This is a genomic window from Massilia niastensis DSM 21313, assembly GCF_000382345.1.
Taxonomy (GTDB): Bacteria; Pseudomonadota; Gammaproteobacteria; order Burkholderiales; family Burkholderiaceae_D; genus Telluria; species Telluria niastensis.
Genome location: NZ_KB908088.1, coordinates 67,681 through 85,986, shown reverse-complemented (window position 1 = coordinate 85,986; position 18,306 = coordinate 67,681). Strand labels below are relative to the sequence as shown.

Sequence of the window (18,306 nt, the reverse complement as noted above, 5' to 3'; positions counted from 1 at the left end):
AATTCAATGGTCGGACAGCGTGCGCGGGACGGCATCGTCCCGACGGACGATGGCTTCCGGCGCCGGGCGCGCCGCGCCCCATCCCACCGCGCGCCGGATCTCGGCGATATCGGGCAGCGGCGCCGGCTGGCGCTGGCGTTGCAGCATCCAGGCACGGATGCTGTGCTTGCAGGGTTGCTTGGTCGATCCCATGACTTACTCCTTGCCGGTCAGGGCATATTGGCGCGCCAGGTCCTGCAGGTCGAGCATGGCGGCCGAGCCGGCCAGGCTGGCCGCGCGTGGATCGGTGGCGAGCCACAGCAGGGCGGCGGCGATCGCGCCTGGGGCCATCGCGCCGTAGCGGCGCTCCAGGAAGCCGCCGTCGCCCAGCGTGGCGGCGACCGCCTCGGTGCTGACCAGGCCGGGATTGACGCTGAAGGCGCGCATGCCCTGCGCACCGTGTTCGCGGTTGATGCAGCCCGCCATGCGCGCCATCGCCGCCTTCGAGGCGCCGTAGGCGAAGCCCCAGCCGCCCTGGTTGGCGGCCACCGGTGGATCGTTCTTGCCGGCGCCGGAGCAGACATTGATGACCTGGCCCCCGCCCCGCGCCAGCATCGACGGCAGCAGGCGACGCATCAGGTGGAACGGCGCCACCACGTTGCCGTGCAGGGTGCGCGCCAGCGCCGCATCCTCCAGGTCCTGCAGCATGGCGTTCATTTCGGGGTCCTGGTAGACCGCGTTGTTGATCAACAGGTCGACCCGGCCGAAGCGCTCCAGCACCGCATCGGCGGCGCGGTCGATCGAGGCGCAGTCCATCAGGTCCATCGGCTGGGCGAACACTTCGGCGCCCGCCCTTTCCAGCGCGGCGGCCGTGGTGGCGAGGCTGCCGGCCAGCGCGCCGCCGTCGGGCCGGCGCAACTGATGGGCGAGCGGCTGGCCTTCGGACTGGCTGCGGGCGCAGACGGCGACGCGCCAGCCGGCCGTGCCGAAGGCCAGCGCGGTGGCGGCGCCGATGCCGCGGCTGGCGCCGGTGACCAGCACCACAGGGGAGTTTGCATTCATGGTCTTATCCGATCGATCACAGGGGGTTGGGCACGGGCAGCGCCATCGAGGCCAGCCGCGCGCGATAGGGACGCATGGCCATGCCATACAGGAGCACCGGGAACACCAGCAGGCACATCGCGCTGGCCAGCGCATAGCGCAGGCCCTGCTGGCCATACAGCGGCAGGAACAGGTCGCTCAGGAAGCCGGTCGCCATCGGGCCGATCCCGAGGCCGAACAGCGTGATGAACAGGTTCAGGGTGGCGGCGGCGGTGCTGCGCTGGTGCGCCGGGATCATGAGGCTGGTGGCGCTGTACGACAGCGCCGGCCACCAGCTGGCGAACAGCGAGAAGGCGAACGCGAACACGATCGTGTGCGGCACCAGGACCGTGCCCAGCATCCAGTGACCGCCGGACGGCCACAGGAAGAACGCGAGCGCGGCCGGGATGCTCAGCGCCACCCCCAGCATCGGCAGGCCGAGCTGCCAGCGCGCATCGCGCCGCGCCAGCCGGTCGCACAGCAGGCCGCTCACCAGCGAGCCGGCCACCGCGCCGACGCCGCTGATCACGCCGAACACCAGGCCGGCGTGGGCGATCGACATGCCGTGCGAACGCACCAGGAAGCTCGGGGTCCAGATCCCGTAGCCGTAGCCGGCCACGCCGGCCACGCCGCAGGCCAGGCAGACGTTGCGAAACGCCGGGATCGCCAGCAGGGCCAGCATCCGCGTCGGCGCGGCATCGGCCGGCGCGGCATCGAAGGCGCCGCGGCGCGGCTCGCGCACCAGCAGCCAGACCAGGGCCGCCAGCACCAGTCCGGGAGCGCCGAACCACAGGAAGGTGGCGCGCCAGCCGTACTGCTGGGCGATCCAGCCGCCCAGCGCCAGCCCGATCAGCACGCCCAGGTGGGGTCCCATCATGAACAGCGTGATCACCAGCGAGCGCCGCTCCTTGGGGTACAGGTCGGACACCAGGGAGATCGCCGGCGCCATGCCGCCGGCTTCGCCGATCGCCACCGACATCCTCGCCACCAGCAGCATCCAGAACCGGGGGACCAGTCCGCAGGCCAGGGTGGCCAGGCTCCACAGCCCGCAGCAGACCGCGATGATGTTGCGGCGGTTGCCGCGATCGGCCAGCTTCCCCACCGGCACGCCGAGGCCGGCGTACAGCAGCGCGAACGCCAGCCCGGTCAGCATCCCCATCGCGGTATCGGAGACGCCGAACTCGCGCTTGATCGGTTCGATCAGGATCGAGATGACCTGGCGGTCGATATAGGAAAAAACATACACCAGCGCCAGCAGCGCAAGGCTGAGATGGGCGCGCGGCGAAACGGTCGGAATACGTGAGTGCGGCATGACGGGTCCAGGTTGGGGGCGTTGGCATATCCTCGCGCCGCCCCGCAAGCCCGGCATCGTCCCTTCGGACGACGCTGCCCGGCCGGTCGCGCCCTATCTTGCATGGAGACCAAACGACAAGGACATCCCATGGATTTCAGCCTGAACCCGGAGCAGGAAATGATCCGCGACGCCGCCGCCACCTTCCTGGCCGAACAGTGCGATTCGCACGCCGTACGCAAGGCGAACGGCCACGATGCCGGGCTGTGGCGCGCCATGCGCGAAGAACTGGGCTGGTGCGGGGTCGCCATCCCGCTTGACCTCGGCGGCATGGGCATGGGCCAGGTCGAACGCGGACTGCTGGTGGAACAGATGGGGCGCCGCCTGGCCGGGGTGCCCTACCTGGCCAGCGCCTGCCTGGCCACCGACGCGCTGCTGCATGCGGCCACACCAAAGGCGCAGCAACGCTACCTGCCGGCGCTGGCCGCGGGTGAACTGGGCGCGGCGCTGGCGCTGCCGGCGCCGGCCGGCTGGGATCCGCGCGCGTGCTGCGTCACCGCCCGGCGCAGCGGCGCCGGCTACGCCTTGGAGGGACAGGTGGCGCAGGTGCCCGGCGCGGCCCAGGCCGGGCTGCTGCTGGTGCCGGCGCGCCTCGAAGGCCAGCGCGGCGGGTTCGGCCTGTTCGCCGTCGACGCGGATGCCGCCGGCCTCGGGGTGACGGCGCTGGCGACGCTCGATGCGACCCGGCCGATTGCCCGGCTGGAGCTGGTGCAGGTCGCCGGCGTCCGGATCGATCCGGAAGACGATCCGTCCGCCTTCGACGCCGGCCTGCGCCGGGCCGTCCACCTGGCCATGCTGGCCCTGGCGGCCGAGCAGGTCGGCAGCGCCTGGCAATGCCTGGACCTGAGCGTGGCCTACGTCAAGGAGCGCCGCCAGTTCGGCCGTGCGATCGCCTCGTTCCAGGCCGTCAAGCACCGCTGCGCGCAGATGCTGGTGATGCTGGAGGCCGCCCGTTCGGCCGTGTACGGCGCGCTGCGGGCGGCGCCCGCCCTGGCGGCGGACGCGCTGGCGTTCGAAGCCGCCTGCGCCAAGGATGCCGCCAACGGGGCGCTGTTCTTTTGCGCGCAGGAGGCGATCCAGCTGCACGGCGGCGTCGGCTTCACCTGGGAATACGATCCGCAGCTGTACTTCAAGCGCGCCCAGGCGTCCCGCCACTGGCTGGGCGACGAGGCCGGCTGCGCCGCCCTGCTGGAACAAGCGCCGGCGCCGGCGGCCGCGGACGGGCAGGACGCGGGCCTGCGGACCGAGGTCGCGGCCTGGATGGAGCGGCACCTGCAGGGGCCATACGCGCCGCTGCGCCATCGCGGCGGGCCCGGCGACGAAGACGCCTTCCCGCGCGAGCGCAAGGAATGGGAAGCCCGGCTCGCGGCCGGCGGCTGGACCTGCGTCGGCTGGCCGCGCAGCGCCGGCGGACGGGAGCTGGCGGCCGCCCAGCAGCTGATCGTCCACGAAGAGTACGCGCGCGCCGGCGGCCCGGGCCGGATGGGCCACATCGGCGAAGGCCTGATCGGCCCGACCCTGATCGCGCACGGCAGCGCCGACCAGCAGGCGCGCTTCCTGCCCGGCATCCGCAATGGCACCACCTTCTGGTGCCAGGGCTTTTCGGAGCCGCAGGCCGGCTCCGACCTGGCCAACGTCCAGACCAGGGCGGTTCAGGACGCCGGCGGCGACTGGCGCGTGCACGGACAGAAGGTCTGGACCTCGCTGGCGCACGAATCGGACTGGATCTTCGTGCTGGCGCGCTGCCAGCCGGGTTCGCACGGCAGGCAGGGACTGATCTTCCTGCTGATGCCGCTCGACCAGCCCGGCATCACGGTGCGGCCGATCCGGCAGATGGGCGGCTCGGCCGAATTCAACGAGGTCTTCTTCGATGGCGCCCGGGCCAGCGCCGCCAACGTGGTCGGTGCGCCCGGCGACGGCTGGCGCATCGCCATGGACCTGCTGGGCGCCGAACGCGGCATGTCGACCCTGGGCCAGCAGATGCATTTTCGCCATGAGCTCGCGCTGGTGGCCGAAGCGGCGCGCGCCAACGGCGCCTGGGACGACCCGGTGCTGCGGCGCCGCATCGGCCAGGCCCGGGCCGGCCTGCAGACGATGCGCTACAACGCGCTGCGCATGCTGTCCGGTTCACCAGGCCAGGTCGACCTGATCTACAAGTACTATTGGTCGAACTGGCACCGGGCGCTGGGCGAACTGGCGATGGACGTGCTGGGCGCGGACGGCAACCTGGTGGCGCCCGGCGATGCCCGCCGCACCCGGCTGCAGGGCCTGTTCCTGTTCAGCCGGGCCGATACGATCTATGCTGGCACCAATGAAATCCAGCTCAACCTCATTGCCGAGCGCGGGCTCGGCATGCCGCGCGAGCCGCGCGGGGCCGCGGCCTAGTCCGATCGGACGATGCAGCCCCCTATCCGCCCTGCAACCATCGCCTTGCTCCCCCTTTATCGACAGGAATCCAGCATGACCAAGCCACCTCCCTCCGACGCGCCCGACAGCGCACGCCGCCGCCTGCTCGCGGGCGGCACCCTGGCCGCCGGCGCAGCCCTGCTGGCCCCGTTCGCGCGCGCCGCCCGGTCGGCCCCCGCCGGCGCCATCGGCAGCGCCGACTACCTGGCGCTGGACGCTACCGCCATGGCCGAGGCGGTGCGGCGCCGCCAGCTCAGCGGGTCGGAGCTGATGGCGGCGGCGATGGCGCGCTGCGACGCGGTCAACCCGCGCGTGAATGCGGTGGTGATGCGCCACGACGAGCGCGTGCGCGCGCTGCTGGCCAAGGGCGCCGGCCGCAGCGGCCCCCTGGCCGGCGTGCCGATGCTGATCAAGGACCTGCACACCCACCTGGCCGGCACCCTCACCACCAACGGCAGCCGGCTGTTCCGCGACGCCGCGCCGTCCGAACGCAGCAGCACCATCGTGGAGCGCTACGAGGCCGCCGGTTCGCTGGTGTTCGGCAAGACCTCCTCGCCCGAATTCGGCCTGACCACCACCACCGAATCGCGCCAGTGGGGCCAGACCCGCAACCCGTGGAACCTGGCGCACAGCGCCGGCGGCTCGTCGGGCGGCGCGGCGGCGGCGGTGGCGGCCGGCATCATCCCGGCAGCCCACGCCACCGACGGCGGCGGGTCGATCCGCATCCCGGCCTCGTACTGCGGCCTGTTCGGCCTGAAGCCGAGCCGTTACCGCACCCCGTCCGGGCCGCAGCGCTTCGAAGGCTGGTTCGGCGCCAGCGTCGGCCACGTGGTCTCGCGCAGCGTGCGCGACTCGGCGCTGCTGCTCGACGTCGGCCAGGGCCACGAACCCGGCAGCCCGTACTGGAGCGCGCCGCTCGAGCGGCCCTTCGTCGCCGAGCTCAAACGTGCGCCCGGCAAGCTGCGCGTCGCCCTGGTCAGCGAGGCGCTGACCGGCACGCCGCTCGATCCGCAGATCCGCCGCACCCTCGACGACACCGTGCGCCTGCTGCTCGGGCTGGGCCACGAGGTCGAGGCCGCGCGCTTCGGGCTCGATCCGCGCGCGCTGTTCGGCGCCCACGGCGCCGTGGTCGGCGCGGCCCTGCTGGCCACGGTGCGCGACCGCGAGCAGCAGCTCGGCCGCGCGTTTGCCGCCGACGAACTCGAAACCGTCACCCAGCACATCCTGCGCACCGGCGGCAACGTCACCGGCGAAGGACTGTACCGCGCACGCCAGGGCTTCGAAAGCATCACCATGACGATGGAAAGCACGCTGGCCAAATACGACGTGATCCTGTCGCCGGTGACCGCCACCCTCACCCCGGTGCTGGGCGCCCTGTCGCTCGACCAGCCCTACGACACCTACGCCCGCGCCGCGGCGGGCAGTGCGGCCTTCACCATCCCCGCCAACCTCGGCGGCCAGCCGTCGATGTCGGTGCCGCTCGGCTGGAGCGACGAGGGCCTGCCGATCGGCATGCTGTTCACCGCGCGGATCGGCGCCGAAGGCCTGCTGTTCCGCCTTGCCGCCCAGCTCGAGCGCGAGCGTCCGTGGGCGCAGCGGCGCGCCCCGCTCGCCTGAGGAAACAACACTAGTCTGCACGGACGATGGTGTAATCCTGGCAATCCCTAATGATCGGAGAGGCAGGCCCGCCTTGCGGCGAGGCCCTGCTCTCTTCCAACAATAATTCATCAGGGACACCATGCAAGCATCGACCAAAGCAAGTTACCGACTGACCCTGCTGGCGCAGCTGCTGGGCGCCGTAGCCGCCGGCCCCGCGCTGGCCCAGGAGGCGCCCGCCGCGGCGCCCGACGACGCCGTGCAGGTGGTGGTCGTCACCGCCCAGAAGCGCCAGGAAAGGCTGCAGGACGTGCCGATCGCGGCCACCGCGCTGAGCGCCCGCGAGCTCGAGATCCGCGGCCTGGGCAACGTGGCGGACCTGGGCGCGATCGCGCCCAACCTGGCGGTCACGCACACGCCGGGCAATTCGACGGCGGCGCAGATCGCGATCCGCGGCTCGGTCACCATCAATCCCGCGCTGTACTGGGAGCCGACGGTGGGCATGTATGTCGACGGCGTCTATATGGGCAAGGTGCAGGGCGCCGTGATGGACCTGGTCGACCTCGAGCGGGTCGAAGTGCTGCGCGGACCGCAAGGCACGCTCTATGGGCGCAACACCATGGCCGGCGCGATCAACTTCATCACGCGCAAGCCATCGGGCGAACCGGGCGGATCGGCCACGCTCGAACTGGGCAATTTCAACGCACGGGTCGGCAAGGCCACGCTCGACCTGCCGCGCGTCGGCATCTTCAAGGCCTCGGTGGGGGTACGCGCCGAACAACGCGATGGCTGGGTCGGCACCACGCCCGGCAGTTCGGTCTCGCAGTTGAACGACCGCGACGGCCGGTCCGCCCGCATCGCACTCGACGCCGATGCCGGCGATGTCCAGTTCAGCTACCGCTACGACGCCAGCCGGGCCGACCAGAACGGCAGTTTCTCGCAAGTCGTCCATTCCGACCTGGACATCCCCGGCCTGGTCGTGTCGCAGGGACGCGCCGAGCGCGCCAGTGTCGACGCGCCCTCGTTCGAAAGGATGGACAGCGACGGCCACGCGCTCAGCGCGGACTGGCAGCTGGGCGCCGCCAACACCCTGAAGGCCACCGTCGCCACCCGCGGCCTGGACTGGGACGACGGCCTCGACCTGGATGGTTCGCCGATCGCGCTGGCCCAGGCTGAGCGCCATTCGACCTACCGGCAGCGCTCGGCCGAGCTGCAGCTGACCGGCCAGCGCGGCGCCTGGTTCTACGTGCTGGGCCTGTACGCTTTCCGCGACCGCGGCCATACCGTCAATCCGCAGTCCTTCTTCTTCGGCGCCGCCAACTACGATTCGCGCTACGGCTTCACCACCGATGCCGAATCCGCCTATGCGCAGCTGGACTACCAGTTCAGCGAACGGGTCCGGGTCAGCGCCGGCCTGCGCTACACGGGCGAGGAGAAGACGATCTCGCGCTTCCTGGCCGGACCGGGCGTGTCGGTGCCGGCCGGGACCGCCGGCAGTGCGCGCTTCCACGCGGCGACGCCCTTGCTGAGCGTGGGCTACAAGCTCGGCGAGCGCGTCAACCTGTATGCCAAGTACGCCGAAGGCTTCAAGAGCGGCGGCTTCAACGGCGAGGCGAGCGACGTGGCCGAGACCCTGACCCCGTTCCGGCCTGAACAGCTCAGATCGGTCGAGGCCGGCCTGAAGACCACCCTGGCGCGCGGGACGACGCTCAACCTGGCGCTGTTCCACAACCGCACCACCGACCTGCAGGAGTCGATCTTCACCGCCGAGGGCGCGGCGGCATCGAACATCCGCAACGCCGGCAAGGCCACGACGCGCGGGCTCGAAGTCGAGTTCGGGATGCGTCCGACGCAGGACCTGCGCCTGCAGGCGAGCTACGGCTTTCTGAATGCGCATTACGACGAGTTCATCGACCGCGGCGTCAACGTGGCGGACAACCGCGCGATGGTGCATGCGCCCCGCCACAGCCTGAACCTGCTGCTCGATGCCACGCTGAGCCGCAACGCCTACGGCACCTGGCGCGCGATGGCCGACTACGTGTATGCGGCGGCGCACTACACCTATCCCTACCAGCTGCTGCCGACCGATCCGGCCGCCGCGGTGGCGGGCAACAGCCGGATCGCGGCGGCGGGCTTCCTCAACCTGCGCCTGTCGCTGTCGGGCATGGCGCTGGGCCGGACCCGGCATGAAATCGCATTCTGGGCGCGCAATGCGCTCGACAAGCGGCATATTGCCAACTACATCGATTTCGGTCCCGGGTTCGGCAACCTGCGCCAGGCCTATTACGCGGCGCCGCGCACCATCGGCGCAACGCTGAAGACCAGCTTCTAAGTAAAAAAGGCCGGGCTCGCAACGCGACCCGGCCTGTTTTTTCCTGCCGCGGCGCTTACACGAACGGATCGGCGTTCGGCAAGCCGAGCATGACGGCGCCGTGCGCGCGGGCATAGGCGTCGGTATTGTTGGCGATGTGGCCGCGCGACTGGTAGATGTCGCGCAGCGTGCGCTCGACCGGATTGGTCTTGTACAGGCCAGAGGCGGCGCTGGCGCGCACCAGCGCGTCGACGCGCTCGGCGCATACCTTCGGCACCTGGGCCGACTGGGCGCGCTGCAGCAGCCGGTCCTCGACCTTCATCCGCTCGCCGGTGACCGCGCACTCGACCACGCGCGCGACATTGCGCATCAGGACCAGCTTGAGGGCGTCGACCGTCATCATCGCTTCCGACACCGCGGCCTGCGCATTCGGGTCTTCGGCGGTCTTGCCGCCATGCTTGCCGACGTGGGCCGCGGCGCGCCGGCGGAACTCGTCGATGGCGCCCTGCAGGGCGCCGATGCAGGCGCCCGACACCGCGCGCTGGAACACCTGGGTGAACGGAATCCGGTACAAGGGCGCCGGATTGTGCGCGCGCCCCGGACAGCCGGCATCGCTGTGATCGTTGGTGCGCTGGGTGCGGTGGACAGGCACGAACACGTTGTCGACCACGATATCGTGGCTGCCGGTCGCGCGCAGCCCCAGCACGTCCCAGTTGCGCACGATCGTGAAATCGGACGCCGGCAGCAGGAAGGTGGTGTGTTCGAGCGCGCCGGAGCCATCCAGCCTGGGCAGCAGGCCGCCCAGGAAGATCCAGGCGCAGTGCTCGACGCCGCTGGAGAACGACCAGCGGCCGGAGAAGCGGTAGCCGCCGTCGACCGGCTCGGCCTTCCCGGTCGGCATATAGGTCGAGGCGATCAGGGTATCCGACCGGGACGACCAGACATCCTGCTGCGCCTGGTCGGGGAACAGCGGCAGCTGCCAGTTGTGCACCCCGATCACGCCATAGATCCAGGCGGTCGACATGCAGCCCTCGGCCAGGGTCATCTGGATCTGGTAGAACACCCGCGGATCGAGTTCGTAGCCGCCCCAGCGGCGCGGCTGCAGCACGCGGAACAGTCCAGCTTCCTGGAGGTCGCGGATGGTCTCCACCGGCACCTTGCCGGCCTGCTCGGCCTCGGCGGCGCGCGCCGCCAGCACCGGCACCAGGGCCCGTGCGCTGTCGATCAGGCGGATCGCATCGAGCGTCATATGGGTTTCGTTCAGTCTGCTCATCTCACTCCTCGTTATGTGGTTCGCCGCGCCCCGGCGTGGGGCATGAAAGCATGTTCCCACCGCCTCGGCGCCACTTCATCGTCTGAGCGGACTAAGGGTCGGCGCATGGCTAGTCCATGTGGAGGATTCCGGGAGCCGACAAAGACCGCAAGCTTGCCCTGTACATCAGACAAGGGAGCAACCGTGGACACTTCGAGCGCATTCGACCCGCGCGACTTTCGCAAGGCGCTGAGCATGTTCGCCACCGGCGTGACCATCGTCACCACCAGGGGCGGCGATGGCGCCGCCGTCGGCATGACCGCCAACAGCTTCAATTCGGTGTCGCTGGATCCGCCGATGGTGTTGTGGAGCCTGGCGAAGAGCGCCCGCAGCCTGCCCGCCTTCAGCGCCGCACGCTACTGGAACGTGCACGTGCTGGCCAGCGGCCAGGACGCGCTGTCGAACCGCTTCGCGCGCGCCGGCGAGGACAAGTTCGCCGGCCTGGCGCTCGACGACTGCGCCACCGGCGCGCCGCTGCTGCCCGGCTGCAGCGCGCGCTTCCAGTGCCGCTCGGCCTTCCAGTACGAGGGCGGCGACCATGTCATCTTCGTCGGCGAAGTGGTCGGCTACGACCGCAGCGACCTGGCGCCGCTGCTGTACGTCTCGGGCCAGTATGCGGTGGCCGCCCACATGGCCGAGCCGCCCAGGGCCGGCGCCGCGCCCCAGGCCGGCGCATTCTCCGAAGACATGCTGGGCTACCTGCTGGGGCGCGCCCACTACCAGTTCATGGCGCGCTTCCGCCCGCTGCTGGCGGAAAAACGCATCACCGATCCCGAATTCTTCCTGCTCTCGCTGCTGAGCGTGCGGCAGCCGCTGGCGCCGGCGGAGATCGCCGCCCACATGGCCGATACCGGCTTCGAGACCGGCGAACCGGCCCTGGCGGCCGCCTGCGCGCGCGGCCTGCTGCGCCGCGACGACGACGGCTACCGCCTGAGCGCGGCCGGCAGCGACACCATCCTGCACATCCTGGCCGCGGCCAAGGCGGTCGAAGCCGACCTGGATGGACGCATCGGCGCGCCCCAGGGCAGCGCGCTGCGCCGCCTGCTCAAGACCCTGGTCGCCGCCAGCGACCAGGGACTGCCCAGCCTGTGGGCCTAGTTCGATTCAGCCCGTCATTCACCACAAAGGACTCCATGGACCAGCACTCCCCCATCCCGGTCGGACACTTTGCCGACATCGGCAACGGCCAGCAGATCCACTACCACGACAGCGGCAGCGGCGCGCCGGTGATCTTCCTGCACGGCGCCGGCGCCGGCGCCAGCGGCTACAGCAACTTCAAGGGCAACTTCCCCGAGTTCGCCGAAGCCGGCTACCGCAGCATCGTGCCCGACCTGCTCGGCTACGGCCTGTCCAGCAAGCCCGACCTGCCCCAGTACGACCTCGACTTCTTCATCGCCGGCGTCAAGGGCCTGGTCGATGCGCTCGGCCTCGGGCAGGTGACCCTGCTCGGCAACTCGCTGGGCGGCGCGATCGCGCTCGGCTATGCGCTGGCCTATCCCGAGGACGTCGGCCGCCTGATCCTGATGGCCCCGGGCGGCGTCGAGTCGCTCGAGACCTACCTGGCCATGCCGGGCGTGGCCAACATGTTCGCCGTCTACAAGTCGGGACGCACCGGCGTCGACGCCATGCGCGCCGTGATGAGCATGCAGCTGTACGATCCGTCGCTGCTGACCGACGCCATCCTGGCCGAGCGCGCGCCGATCGCCGATACCCAGACCCAGGCGGCGCGCTCGATCCTGAAAGTGCCCGACATGACCGCGCGCCTGGGCGAATTGCGCTGCCCGGTGCTGGCGTTCTGGGGCACCGACGACCAGTTCAATCCGGCCAGCGGCGCCGACAAGCTGATGGCGCATTGCCCCGCCATCCGCACCATCCTGGTCAACCGCTGCGGCCATTGGGTGCAGGTCGAGCACCGCGCCCTGTTCAACCGCATGTGCATCGACTTCCTGCATCATGGATAAGCCGATGAATGACGACCTGGTCGCCGCCCTCGGCGAAGAACTGTTCCATGCCTGGCGCAGCGGCGCCACGCTCGCGCCCCTGAGCGCGCGCCATCCGGCCATCACCATCGACGATGCCTACCGCATCTCGCTGCACACCCTGCGGCGGCGCGAAGCGGCCGGCGAGCGCGTCATCGGCAAGAAGATCGGCGTGACATCAAAGGCGGTGCAGCAGATGCTCGACGTGCACCAGCCCGACTTCGGCTTTCTCACCGATACCATGCACCATCCCGATGGCGCGACGGTCAGCCTCGCCACGGCGCGCCTGATCCAGCCGCGCGCCGAGGGCGAGATCGCCTTCATGCTCAAGGATGACCTGCACGGCACCGACATCACCGCCGAGGACGTGCTCGACGCCGCCGAATGGGTGGCGCCCTGCTTCGAGATCGTCGATTCGCGCGTGCACGACTGGGAGATCCGGATCCAGGACACGGTGGCGGACAACGCCTCCTGCGGCGTGTTCGTGGTCGGCGCCACCCGCAGCGCGCCGCGCGCGCTCGACCTGGCGGCGGCGCGCATGGACCTGTACCGCAACGGCGCGCTGGCCTGCAGCGGCGTCGGCGCCGCCGTGCAGGGCCATCCGGCCGCGGCGGTGGCGTGGCTGGCGAATACCCTGGGCCGCTTCGGCATCCCTTTCCGCAGCGGCGAACTGATCCTGTCCGGATCGCTCGCCGCGCTGGTGCCGGTGTGCGCCGGCGACGCCTTCACGATGCAGATCCACGGCCTGGGCGGCTGTTCCATCCACTTTGTCGAATGAAGAAAGCCATGAAGAAAATCAAATGCGCCGTCATCGGTCCCGGCAACATCGGCACCGACCTGCTGTACAAGCTGCAGCGCAGCAGCGTCCTCGAACCGGTCTGGATGGTCGGTGTCGACCCGGACTCGGAAGGCCTGGCGCGCGCCCGCGCACTGGGCATCAAGACCACCTCCGATGGCGTCGACGGCCTGCTGCCGCACGTGCTGGCGGACGGCGTGCAGATCGCCTTCGACGCCACCAGCGCCTACGTCCACGCCGAGAACTCGCGCAAGCTCAACGAGCTCGGCGTGCTGATGATCGACCTGACGCCGGCCGCCATCGGCCCCTACTGCGTGCCGCCGGTGAACCTGAAGGAACTGGTCGGCACCAGCCGCATGAACGTCAACATGGTCACCTGCGGCGGCCAGGCGACCATCCCGATGGTGGCGGCGATCTCGCGCGTGCAGCCGGTGGCCTACGGCGAGATCATCGCCACCGCCTCGTCGCGCTCGGCCGGCCCCGGCACCCGCAAGAACATCGACGAATTCACCCGCACCACGGCCGGCGCGATCCGGGCGGTGGGCGGGGCGCAGAAGAGCAAGGCGATCATCGTGCTCAATCCCGCCGAGCCGCCGATCATCATGCGCGACACCGTGCACTGCCTGACCGAGACCGCGCCCGACCAGGAACGCATCACCGCCTCGCTGCACGCGATGATCGCGGAGGTGCAGAAATACGTCCCCGGCTACAAGCTGGTCAACGGCCCGGTCTTCGACGGCAACCGGGTCTCGGTGTTCCTCGAAGTCGAAGGGCTGGGCGACTACCTGCCGAAATACGCCGGCAACCTGGACATCATGACGGCCGCCGCCGCCCGCACCGCCGAGATGTTCGCCGAAGAACTGCTGAACGGTACGCTCACGCTCGAGCGCGTGGCAGCCTGACAAACAAGGAGAAACCCATGAACCTCGAAGGCAGGAAGATCATTTTGCACGACAACACGCTGCGCGACGGCATGCATCCGAAGCGCCACCAGATCAGCATCGAGCAGATGCTGGCGGTGGCCAGGGGCCTCGACGCGGCCGGCATGCCGCTGCTCGAAATCACCCACGGCGACGGCCTGGGCGGCAATTCGGTCAACTACGGCTTTTCGGCGCACAGCGATGTCGACTACCTGAATGCCGTGATCCCGCAGCTGAAGCACACCAAGGTGTCGGCGCTGCTGGTGCCCGGCATCGGCACGGTCGACGACCTGCGCGCGGCGCACGCATGCGGCCTGCACACGGTGCGCGTCGCCACCCACTGCACCGAGGCCGACGTCGCCGAGCAGCACATCGCCGCGGCGCGCAAGATGGGACTCGACACCGTCGGCTTCCTGATGATGGCCCACATGACGACTCCTGAAAAACTCGCGCAACAGGCGCTGCTGATGGAGTCCTACGGCGCGCAATGCGTGTACGTCACCGATTCGGCCGGCTACCTGCTGCCGGACGGTGTCGCCGCGCGCGTGGCCGCCCTGCGCGCCGCGCTGCGGCCCGAGACCCAGATCGGCTTCCACGGCCACCACAACCTGGCGATGGGCGTGGCCAACTCGCTGGCGGCGATCGAAGCGGGCGCGGTGCGCATCGACGGCTCGACCAATGGCCTGGGCGCCGGCGCCGGCAATACGCCGCTCGAAGTGATGGTGGCGGTCTGCAACCGGATGCAGGTCGAGACCGGGGTCGACCTGTACCGGATCATGGACCTGGCCGAGGACGTGGTGCTGCCGATGATGGACCACATGGTGCGCATCGACCGCGACGCGCTGACCCTCGGCTACGCCGGCGTGTACTCGACCTTCCTGCTGTTCGCCAAGCGCGCCGCCGCCAAGTACAAGGTGCCGGCGCGCGACATCCTGGTCGAACTGGGACGGCGCGGCATGGTCGCCGGCCAGGAAGACATGATCGAGGACACCGCACTGACCATGGCGCGCGCGCGCGCCTGAGGAAGGGAGGCGTTCGCCTCCCTTTTATCGCTATTGCTGCGCCGCGGCCAGGAAGGCCGGCTTCTCGCCGCCGCCGTGCAGCAGCAGGTTGCTGCCGCTCATGTAGGCGGCCTGGTCCGAAGCGACGAACAGGCAGGCGCTGGCGATGTCGGCCGGCTGCGCCATCCGCCCGGCAGGGATGGTGGCGCCGACGGCGGCGATGCCGGCCGCGTCGCCATAGTGCAGGTGCGACTGCTCGGTCTGCACCAGGCCGGGGCTGACCGCCACCACCCTCACCTTCGGCGCCCATTCGACCGCCAGCGAGGAAACCAGGCTCAGCACGCCGGCCTTGGCGGCGCCATAGGCGGCGGTGCCGGGCGAGGGCCGCAGCGCGCTGATGCTGCCGATGAACACGATCACGCCGCCCTGCCGCGCCTGCATCAGCGCATTGGCCTCCTGCGCCAGGTGCAGGGGCGCCAGCAGGTTGAGGCGGACGATGCTGTCGTGGAAGCGCGGCGAGGCGGTCGCCGCGTCGGCCGCCGGACTGCCGCCGGCATTATTCACCAGCACGTCGAGCCGGCCATGGCGCTCGGCGATGGCGGCCATCATGGCCTTGACGGCGTCGGCGTCCTTGACGTCGCAGGCAATGAAGCTGGCCTCGCGCCCGCCGCCGGACGGCAGGCTTTCCGGCGCCGACCGTCCGCAGACGATCACCCGGGCCTGGGCGGCCAGGAAGGCCTCGGCGATGGCGCGCCCGATGCCCTTGGTGCCGCCGGTGACGAGCACGACACGCTCGTTGAATTGTTCGGATTCGATCATGACGCTGTTCCTGTAGTGGTGGTCACCCTACTGTAGAAGTCCCCCATCCCGGAGGATACGTCCGAAGGGACGATGCCGGCCGGACCGCCAGCGCCGATCATCGCTGCATGACGCTGGCGCGCCGCGCCGCGCGCGACGGAGACCCACCATGCACAGCGCTTCCCCACCACCCCCACCCGCCTCGGCCCTGCCGGAACTGATCGTCGAGCGCCACGAGGGCGGCGTCGCCCTGGTCCTGCTGAACCGCCCGGACGCCACCAACGCCCTCAGCCTGCAGCTGCAGGCCCTGCTGTCGGCCGCCTTCAGCGAGCTGTCCGCCGACGAGTCGGTGCGCGCCATCGTCCTCAGCGGAGGCAGCAAGGTGTTCGCCGCCGGCGGCGACATCAAGAGCCTGGTCGATGCCGGCCCGATCGACATCCTGCAGCGCCATACCGAACGGGTGTGGGCGCCGCTCGAGCGCTGTCCGAAGCCGGTGATCGCCGCGGTCTGCGGCTACGCCTTCGGCGGCGGCAACGAGCTGGCGATGCATTGCGACATCATCATTGCCGGCGAGCATGCCAGCTTCGCCCAGCCCGAAATCCGCATCGGCATCATGCCGGGCATCGGCGGCACCCAGCGCCTGGTGCGCGCGGTGGGCAAGTTCAACGCCATGCGCATCCTGCTCACCGGCAAACCGGTCAGCGCCGCCGAGGCCTGCCATATGGGCCTGGTCAGCCTGGTCGTGCCCGACGAACAGGTATTGCCCGAAGCACTGGCGATGGCGCGTACAATCGCCTCCATGCCCCCCTTGGCGGCCATGCAGATCAAGGAAGTCGTGCTCGCGGGAATGGATGCGCCGCTCGACGTTGCCCTGATGCTCGAGCGCAAGGCCAATCAACTCCTGTTCGCCAGTCATGACCAGAAGGAAGGCATGCAGGCATTCATCGACAAGCGCAAGCCCGCCTACACAGGGCACTAGGAGGTTCACCATGGTCATCGCCGTTTATCCCGGCACCTTCGATCCGTTCACGCGCGGCCACGAGGATCTGGTCCGGCGCGCCGCCGGCCTGTTCGACGAACTGGTGGTCGGGGTTGCCGACAGCCGGAACAAGCATCCCCTGTTCCCGCTCGACGAGCGGCTCGCCATCGCCACCGAAGTGCTGGAGCACTTCCCGAATGTCAGGGTGACCAGCTTTTCCGGCCTGCTCAGGGACTTCGTGCGCGCCAGCGAGGCGCGCGTCATCGTGCGCGGCCTGCGCGCCGTGTCCGACTTCGAATTCGAATTCCAGATGGCGGGCATGAACCGCTACCTGCTGCCGGACGTCGAGTCGCTGTTCCTCACGCCGTCCGACCAGTACCAGTTCATTTCCGGCACCATGGTGCGCGAAATCGCCAGCATGGGCGGCGACGTGTCGAAGTTCGTGCTTCCATCGGTGGAGAAGTGGCTGCGGCAAAAGCTCGCATCCAGTTAATGCGCCGCGTCGCCGTGCGCGGCCGGATAGGCGCGGCAGGCCACGGCGAACGCACCCAGCGCCACCAGCAGCAGTCCCATCGACATCGCCATCGCGTAGCGCAGCGCATCGGCGCCGGCCACCGGCGTCAGCAGGTCGCTGAGCCCGCCGATCAGGATCGGGCTGGCGCCGCTGCCGAGCACCGAGCTGGCCAGCAGCACCATGGCGTTGGCGGTCGCGCGGCGCTCGCCGGCGACGACGAAACTGAGCGCCGCGTACGTCGGCGCGGCCCAGGAGGCAATGAAGAAGGCGAACAGCGCCACCAGCACGGTGACGATGCCGACCTGTCCCGGCGGGACCATGAAGTACACCAGGCTGACCGGCAAGGCGCAGGCGATGCCGGCGAGCGGCACCCCGATCTGCCAGCGCAGGTCGCGCCTGACCAGGTAGTCGGTCAGCATGCCGGACGCCAGCCCGCCGAACACCGACCCGATCGCCGCCGTGCCCGACACCAGGCCGGCCTGCGCCAGCGACAGGTGGTGATAACGGACCAGGTAGGTGAAATTCCAGGCGCCGAACGAGTACGCCGACATCAGCACGCAGGCGGCCGCCACGATCAGCGCGCGCGCCACCGGATTGCGCCAGATCTGGCCCGTCGCACCGCGTGCGTCGCCGGCCGTTCCCGGAGCGGCGGCGCGCGCCGGTTCATGCACCGTCAGCCGGAACAGGAGCGCCACCAGCAGCGAAGCGCCGCCGACCGCGGCCAGGGTCCAGCGCCAGCCCCAGTGCTGCGCCAGCCAGCCGCCCGCCACCAGCGCCAGCAACGAGCCGGCGCTGGCGCCGACGCCGAACGCGCTGATCGCGCGCGAGCGCTGCTGCGGCGCGAACAGGTCGGCGATCATCGACATCGACGCCGGCGCGCTGCCGGCTTCGCTCAGGGCGCCGCCGGCGCGCGTCATGGCCAGCTGCCAGAACCCGCCAGCAGCGGCGCCGAGCGCGGCCACCGCGCCGCCGAGGCCGCGGCACATGGCGATCAGGTGGCGGCGGTCCTTGCGGTCCGCCACGCGCCCGAGCGGAATGCCCAGCATGCTGAAGGTGAGCGCGAAGCCGAGCCCGGTCACGATCCCGATCTCCAGGTCGGACAGCGCGAACTCGGCCTTCACGGGTTCGATGATGACCGCCAGGATCTGCCGGTCCATGAAGGACAGGGCCGACATCGACGCCAGGATCCACAACACGTAGCGCGGATTGTTCGTGGATGCCGCCGCCTGCTTGGCCGGGGTGATGCTGGGGGGTGTGGTGGTCATGGCGGCGCCGCTGGTGGGA

16 protein-coding genes and 1 pseudogene are annotated in these 18,306 nt (G+C 70.2%); 11 read left to right on the top strand and 6 right to left on the bottom strand.

What is annotated here, in order from left to right; translation table 11 throughout:
- Positions 1-3: 3 nt before the first annotated feature.
- Genes H162_RS30510 through H162_RS0109990 form a run of 3 tightly spaced genes read right to left on the bottom strand, consistent with a single transcriptional unit; the run spans position 4 to position 2,371 of the window.
- On the bottom strand, positions 4-192 hold the full coding sequence (locus H162_RS30510; protein WP_020653323.1) for a hypothetical protein: 189 nt from the start codon (positions 190-192) through the stop codon (positions 4-6).
- 3 nt (positions 193-195) lie between these two features.
- Entirely contained in the window at positions 196-1,041 is an 846-nt protein-coding gene (locus tag H162_RS0109995; protein WP_040786992.1) for an SDR family NAD(P)-dependent oxidoreductase, read from the bottom strand.
- Between the two features lie 16 nt (positions 1,042-1,057).
- A complete protein-coding gene (locus tag H162_RS0109990) occupies positions 1,058-2,371 on the bottom strand; it encodes a spinster family MFS transporter (protein ID WP_020653321.1) in 1,314 nt (437 codons plus the stop codon).
- A 102-nt stretch (positions 2,372-2,473) separates the two neighbouring features.
- Here H162_RS0109990 and H162_RS35225 point away from each other — a divergent pair.
- From H162_RS35225 to H162_RS0109975, 4 genes and pseudogenes are all read left to right on the top strand, one after another.
- A pseudogene (locus H162_RS35225) lies at positions 2,474-3,520 on the top strand (acyl-CoA dehydrogenase family protein); the annotation flags it as partial.
- Between the two features lie 150 nt (positions 3,521-3,670).
- A complete protein-coding gene (locus tag H162_RS35220; protein ID WP_051109911.1) occupies positions 3,671-4,795 on the top strand; it encodes an acyl-CoA dehydrogenase family protein in 1,125 nt (374 codons plus the stop codon).
- A 75-nt stretch (positions 4,796-4,870) separates the two neighbouring features.
- The gene (locus H162_RS0109980; RefSeq protein WP_020653319.1) at positions 4,871-6,433 is read left to right on the top strand and encodes an amidase; all 1,563 of its coding nucleotides are present in this window, start codon (positions 4,871-4,873) and stop codon (positions 6,431-6,433) included.
- 121 nt (positions 6,434-6,554) lie between these two features.
- On the top strand, positions 6,555-8,744 hold the full coding sequence (locus tag H162_RS0109975; RefSeq protein ID WP_020653318.1) for a TonB-dependent receptor: 2,190 nt from the start codon (positions 6,555-6,557) through the stop codon (positions 8,742-8,744).
- 55 nt (positions 8,745-8,799) lie between these two features.
- Here the strand turns inward: H162_RS0109975 and H162_RS0109970 are convergent, their stop codons facing one another.
- Positions 8,800-9,996, bottom strand: coding sequence for an acyl-CoA dehydrogenase family protein (locus H162_RS0109970; protein WP_020653317.1), 1,197 nt, complete (start codon positions 9,994-9,996; stop codon positions 8,800-8,802).
- Between the two features lie 183 nt (positions 9,997-10,179).
- On the opposite strand from H162_RS0109970, the gene H162_RS0109965 reads away from it, so the two are divergent.
- The 5 genes from H162_RS0109965 to dmpG are packed head-to-tail and all read left to right on the top strand — an operon-like array spanning position 10,180 to position 14,752.
- Positions 10,180-11,133, top strand: a complete 954-nt coding sequence (locus H162_RS0109965) for a flavin reductase family protein (protein WP_020653316.1) — start codon at positions 10,180-10,182, stop codon at positions 11,131-11,133.
- Between the two features lie 35 nt (positions 11,134-11,168).
- Positions 11,169-11,996 (top strand): alpha/beta fold hydrolase, encoded by an 828-nt coding sequence (locus H162_RS0109960; protein ID WP_020653315.1) that lies wholly within the window; start codon positions 11,169-11,171, stop codon positions 11,994-11,996.
- 4 nt (positions 11,997-12,000) lie between these two features.
- On the top strand, positions 12,001-12,792 hold the full coding sequence (locus H162_RS0109955) for a fumarylacetoacetate hydrolase family protein (protein ID WP_020653314.1): 792 nt from the start codon (positions 12,001-12,003) through the stop codon (positions 12,790-12,792).
- Between the two features lie 8 nt (positions 12,793-12,800).
- A complete protein-coding gene (locus H162_RS0109950) occupies positions 12,801-13,712 on the top strand; it encodes an acetaldehyde dehydrogenase (acetylating) (protein ID WP_020653313.1) in 912 nt (303 codons plus the stop codon).
- A 17-nt stretch (positions 13,713-13,729) separates the two neighbouring features.
- Positions 13,730-14,752: a 4-hydroxy-2-oxovalerate aldolase gene (dmpG, locus tag H162_RS0109945; RefSeq protein WP_020653312.1), complete on the top strand. Its 1,023-nt coding sequence runs from the start codon at positions 13,730-13,732 to the stop codon at positions 14,750-14,752.
- Between the two features lie 30 nt (positions 14,753-14,782).
- On the opposite strand, the gene H162_RS0109940 is transcribed toward dmpG, so the two are convergent.
- Positions 14,783-15,550 carry an SDR family oxidoreductase gene (locus tag H162_RS0109940; RefSeq protein ID WP_020653311.1) on the bottom strand — a complete coding sequence of 256 codons (768 nt, stop codon included), beginning with the start codon at positions 15,548-15,550 and terminating at the stop codon, positions 14,783-14,785.
- Between the two features lie 148 nt (positions 15,551-15,698).
- On the opposite strand from H162_RS0109940, the gene H162_RS0109935 reads away from it, so the two are divergent.
- Together H162_RS0109935 and coaD are read left to right on the top strand one after the other, a co-directional pair.
- Entirely contained in the window at positions 15,699-16,508 is an 810-nt protein-coding gene (locus tag H162_RS0109935; protein ID WP_020653310.1) for an enoyl-CoA hydratase, read from the top strand.
- 10 nt (positions 16,509-16,518) lie between these two features.
- A complete protein-coding gene (coaD, locus tag H162_RS0109930) occupies positions 16,519-17,001 on the top strand; it encodes a pantetheine-phosphate adenylyltransferase (protein ID WP_020653309.1) in 483 nt (160 codons plus the stop codon).
- Here the strand turns inward: coaD and H162_RS0109925 are convergent.
- Positions 16,998-18,287 (bottom strand): spinster family MFS transporter, encoded by a 1,290-nt coding sequence (locus tag H162_RS0109925; RefSeq protein ID WP_020653308.1) that lies wholly within the window; start codon positions 18,285-18,287, stop codon positions 16,998-17,000. The two genes, coaD and H162_RS0109925, sit on opposite strands and share 4 nt — an antisense overlap.
- Positions 18,288-18,306 lie beyond the last annotated feature (19 nt).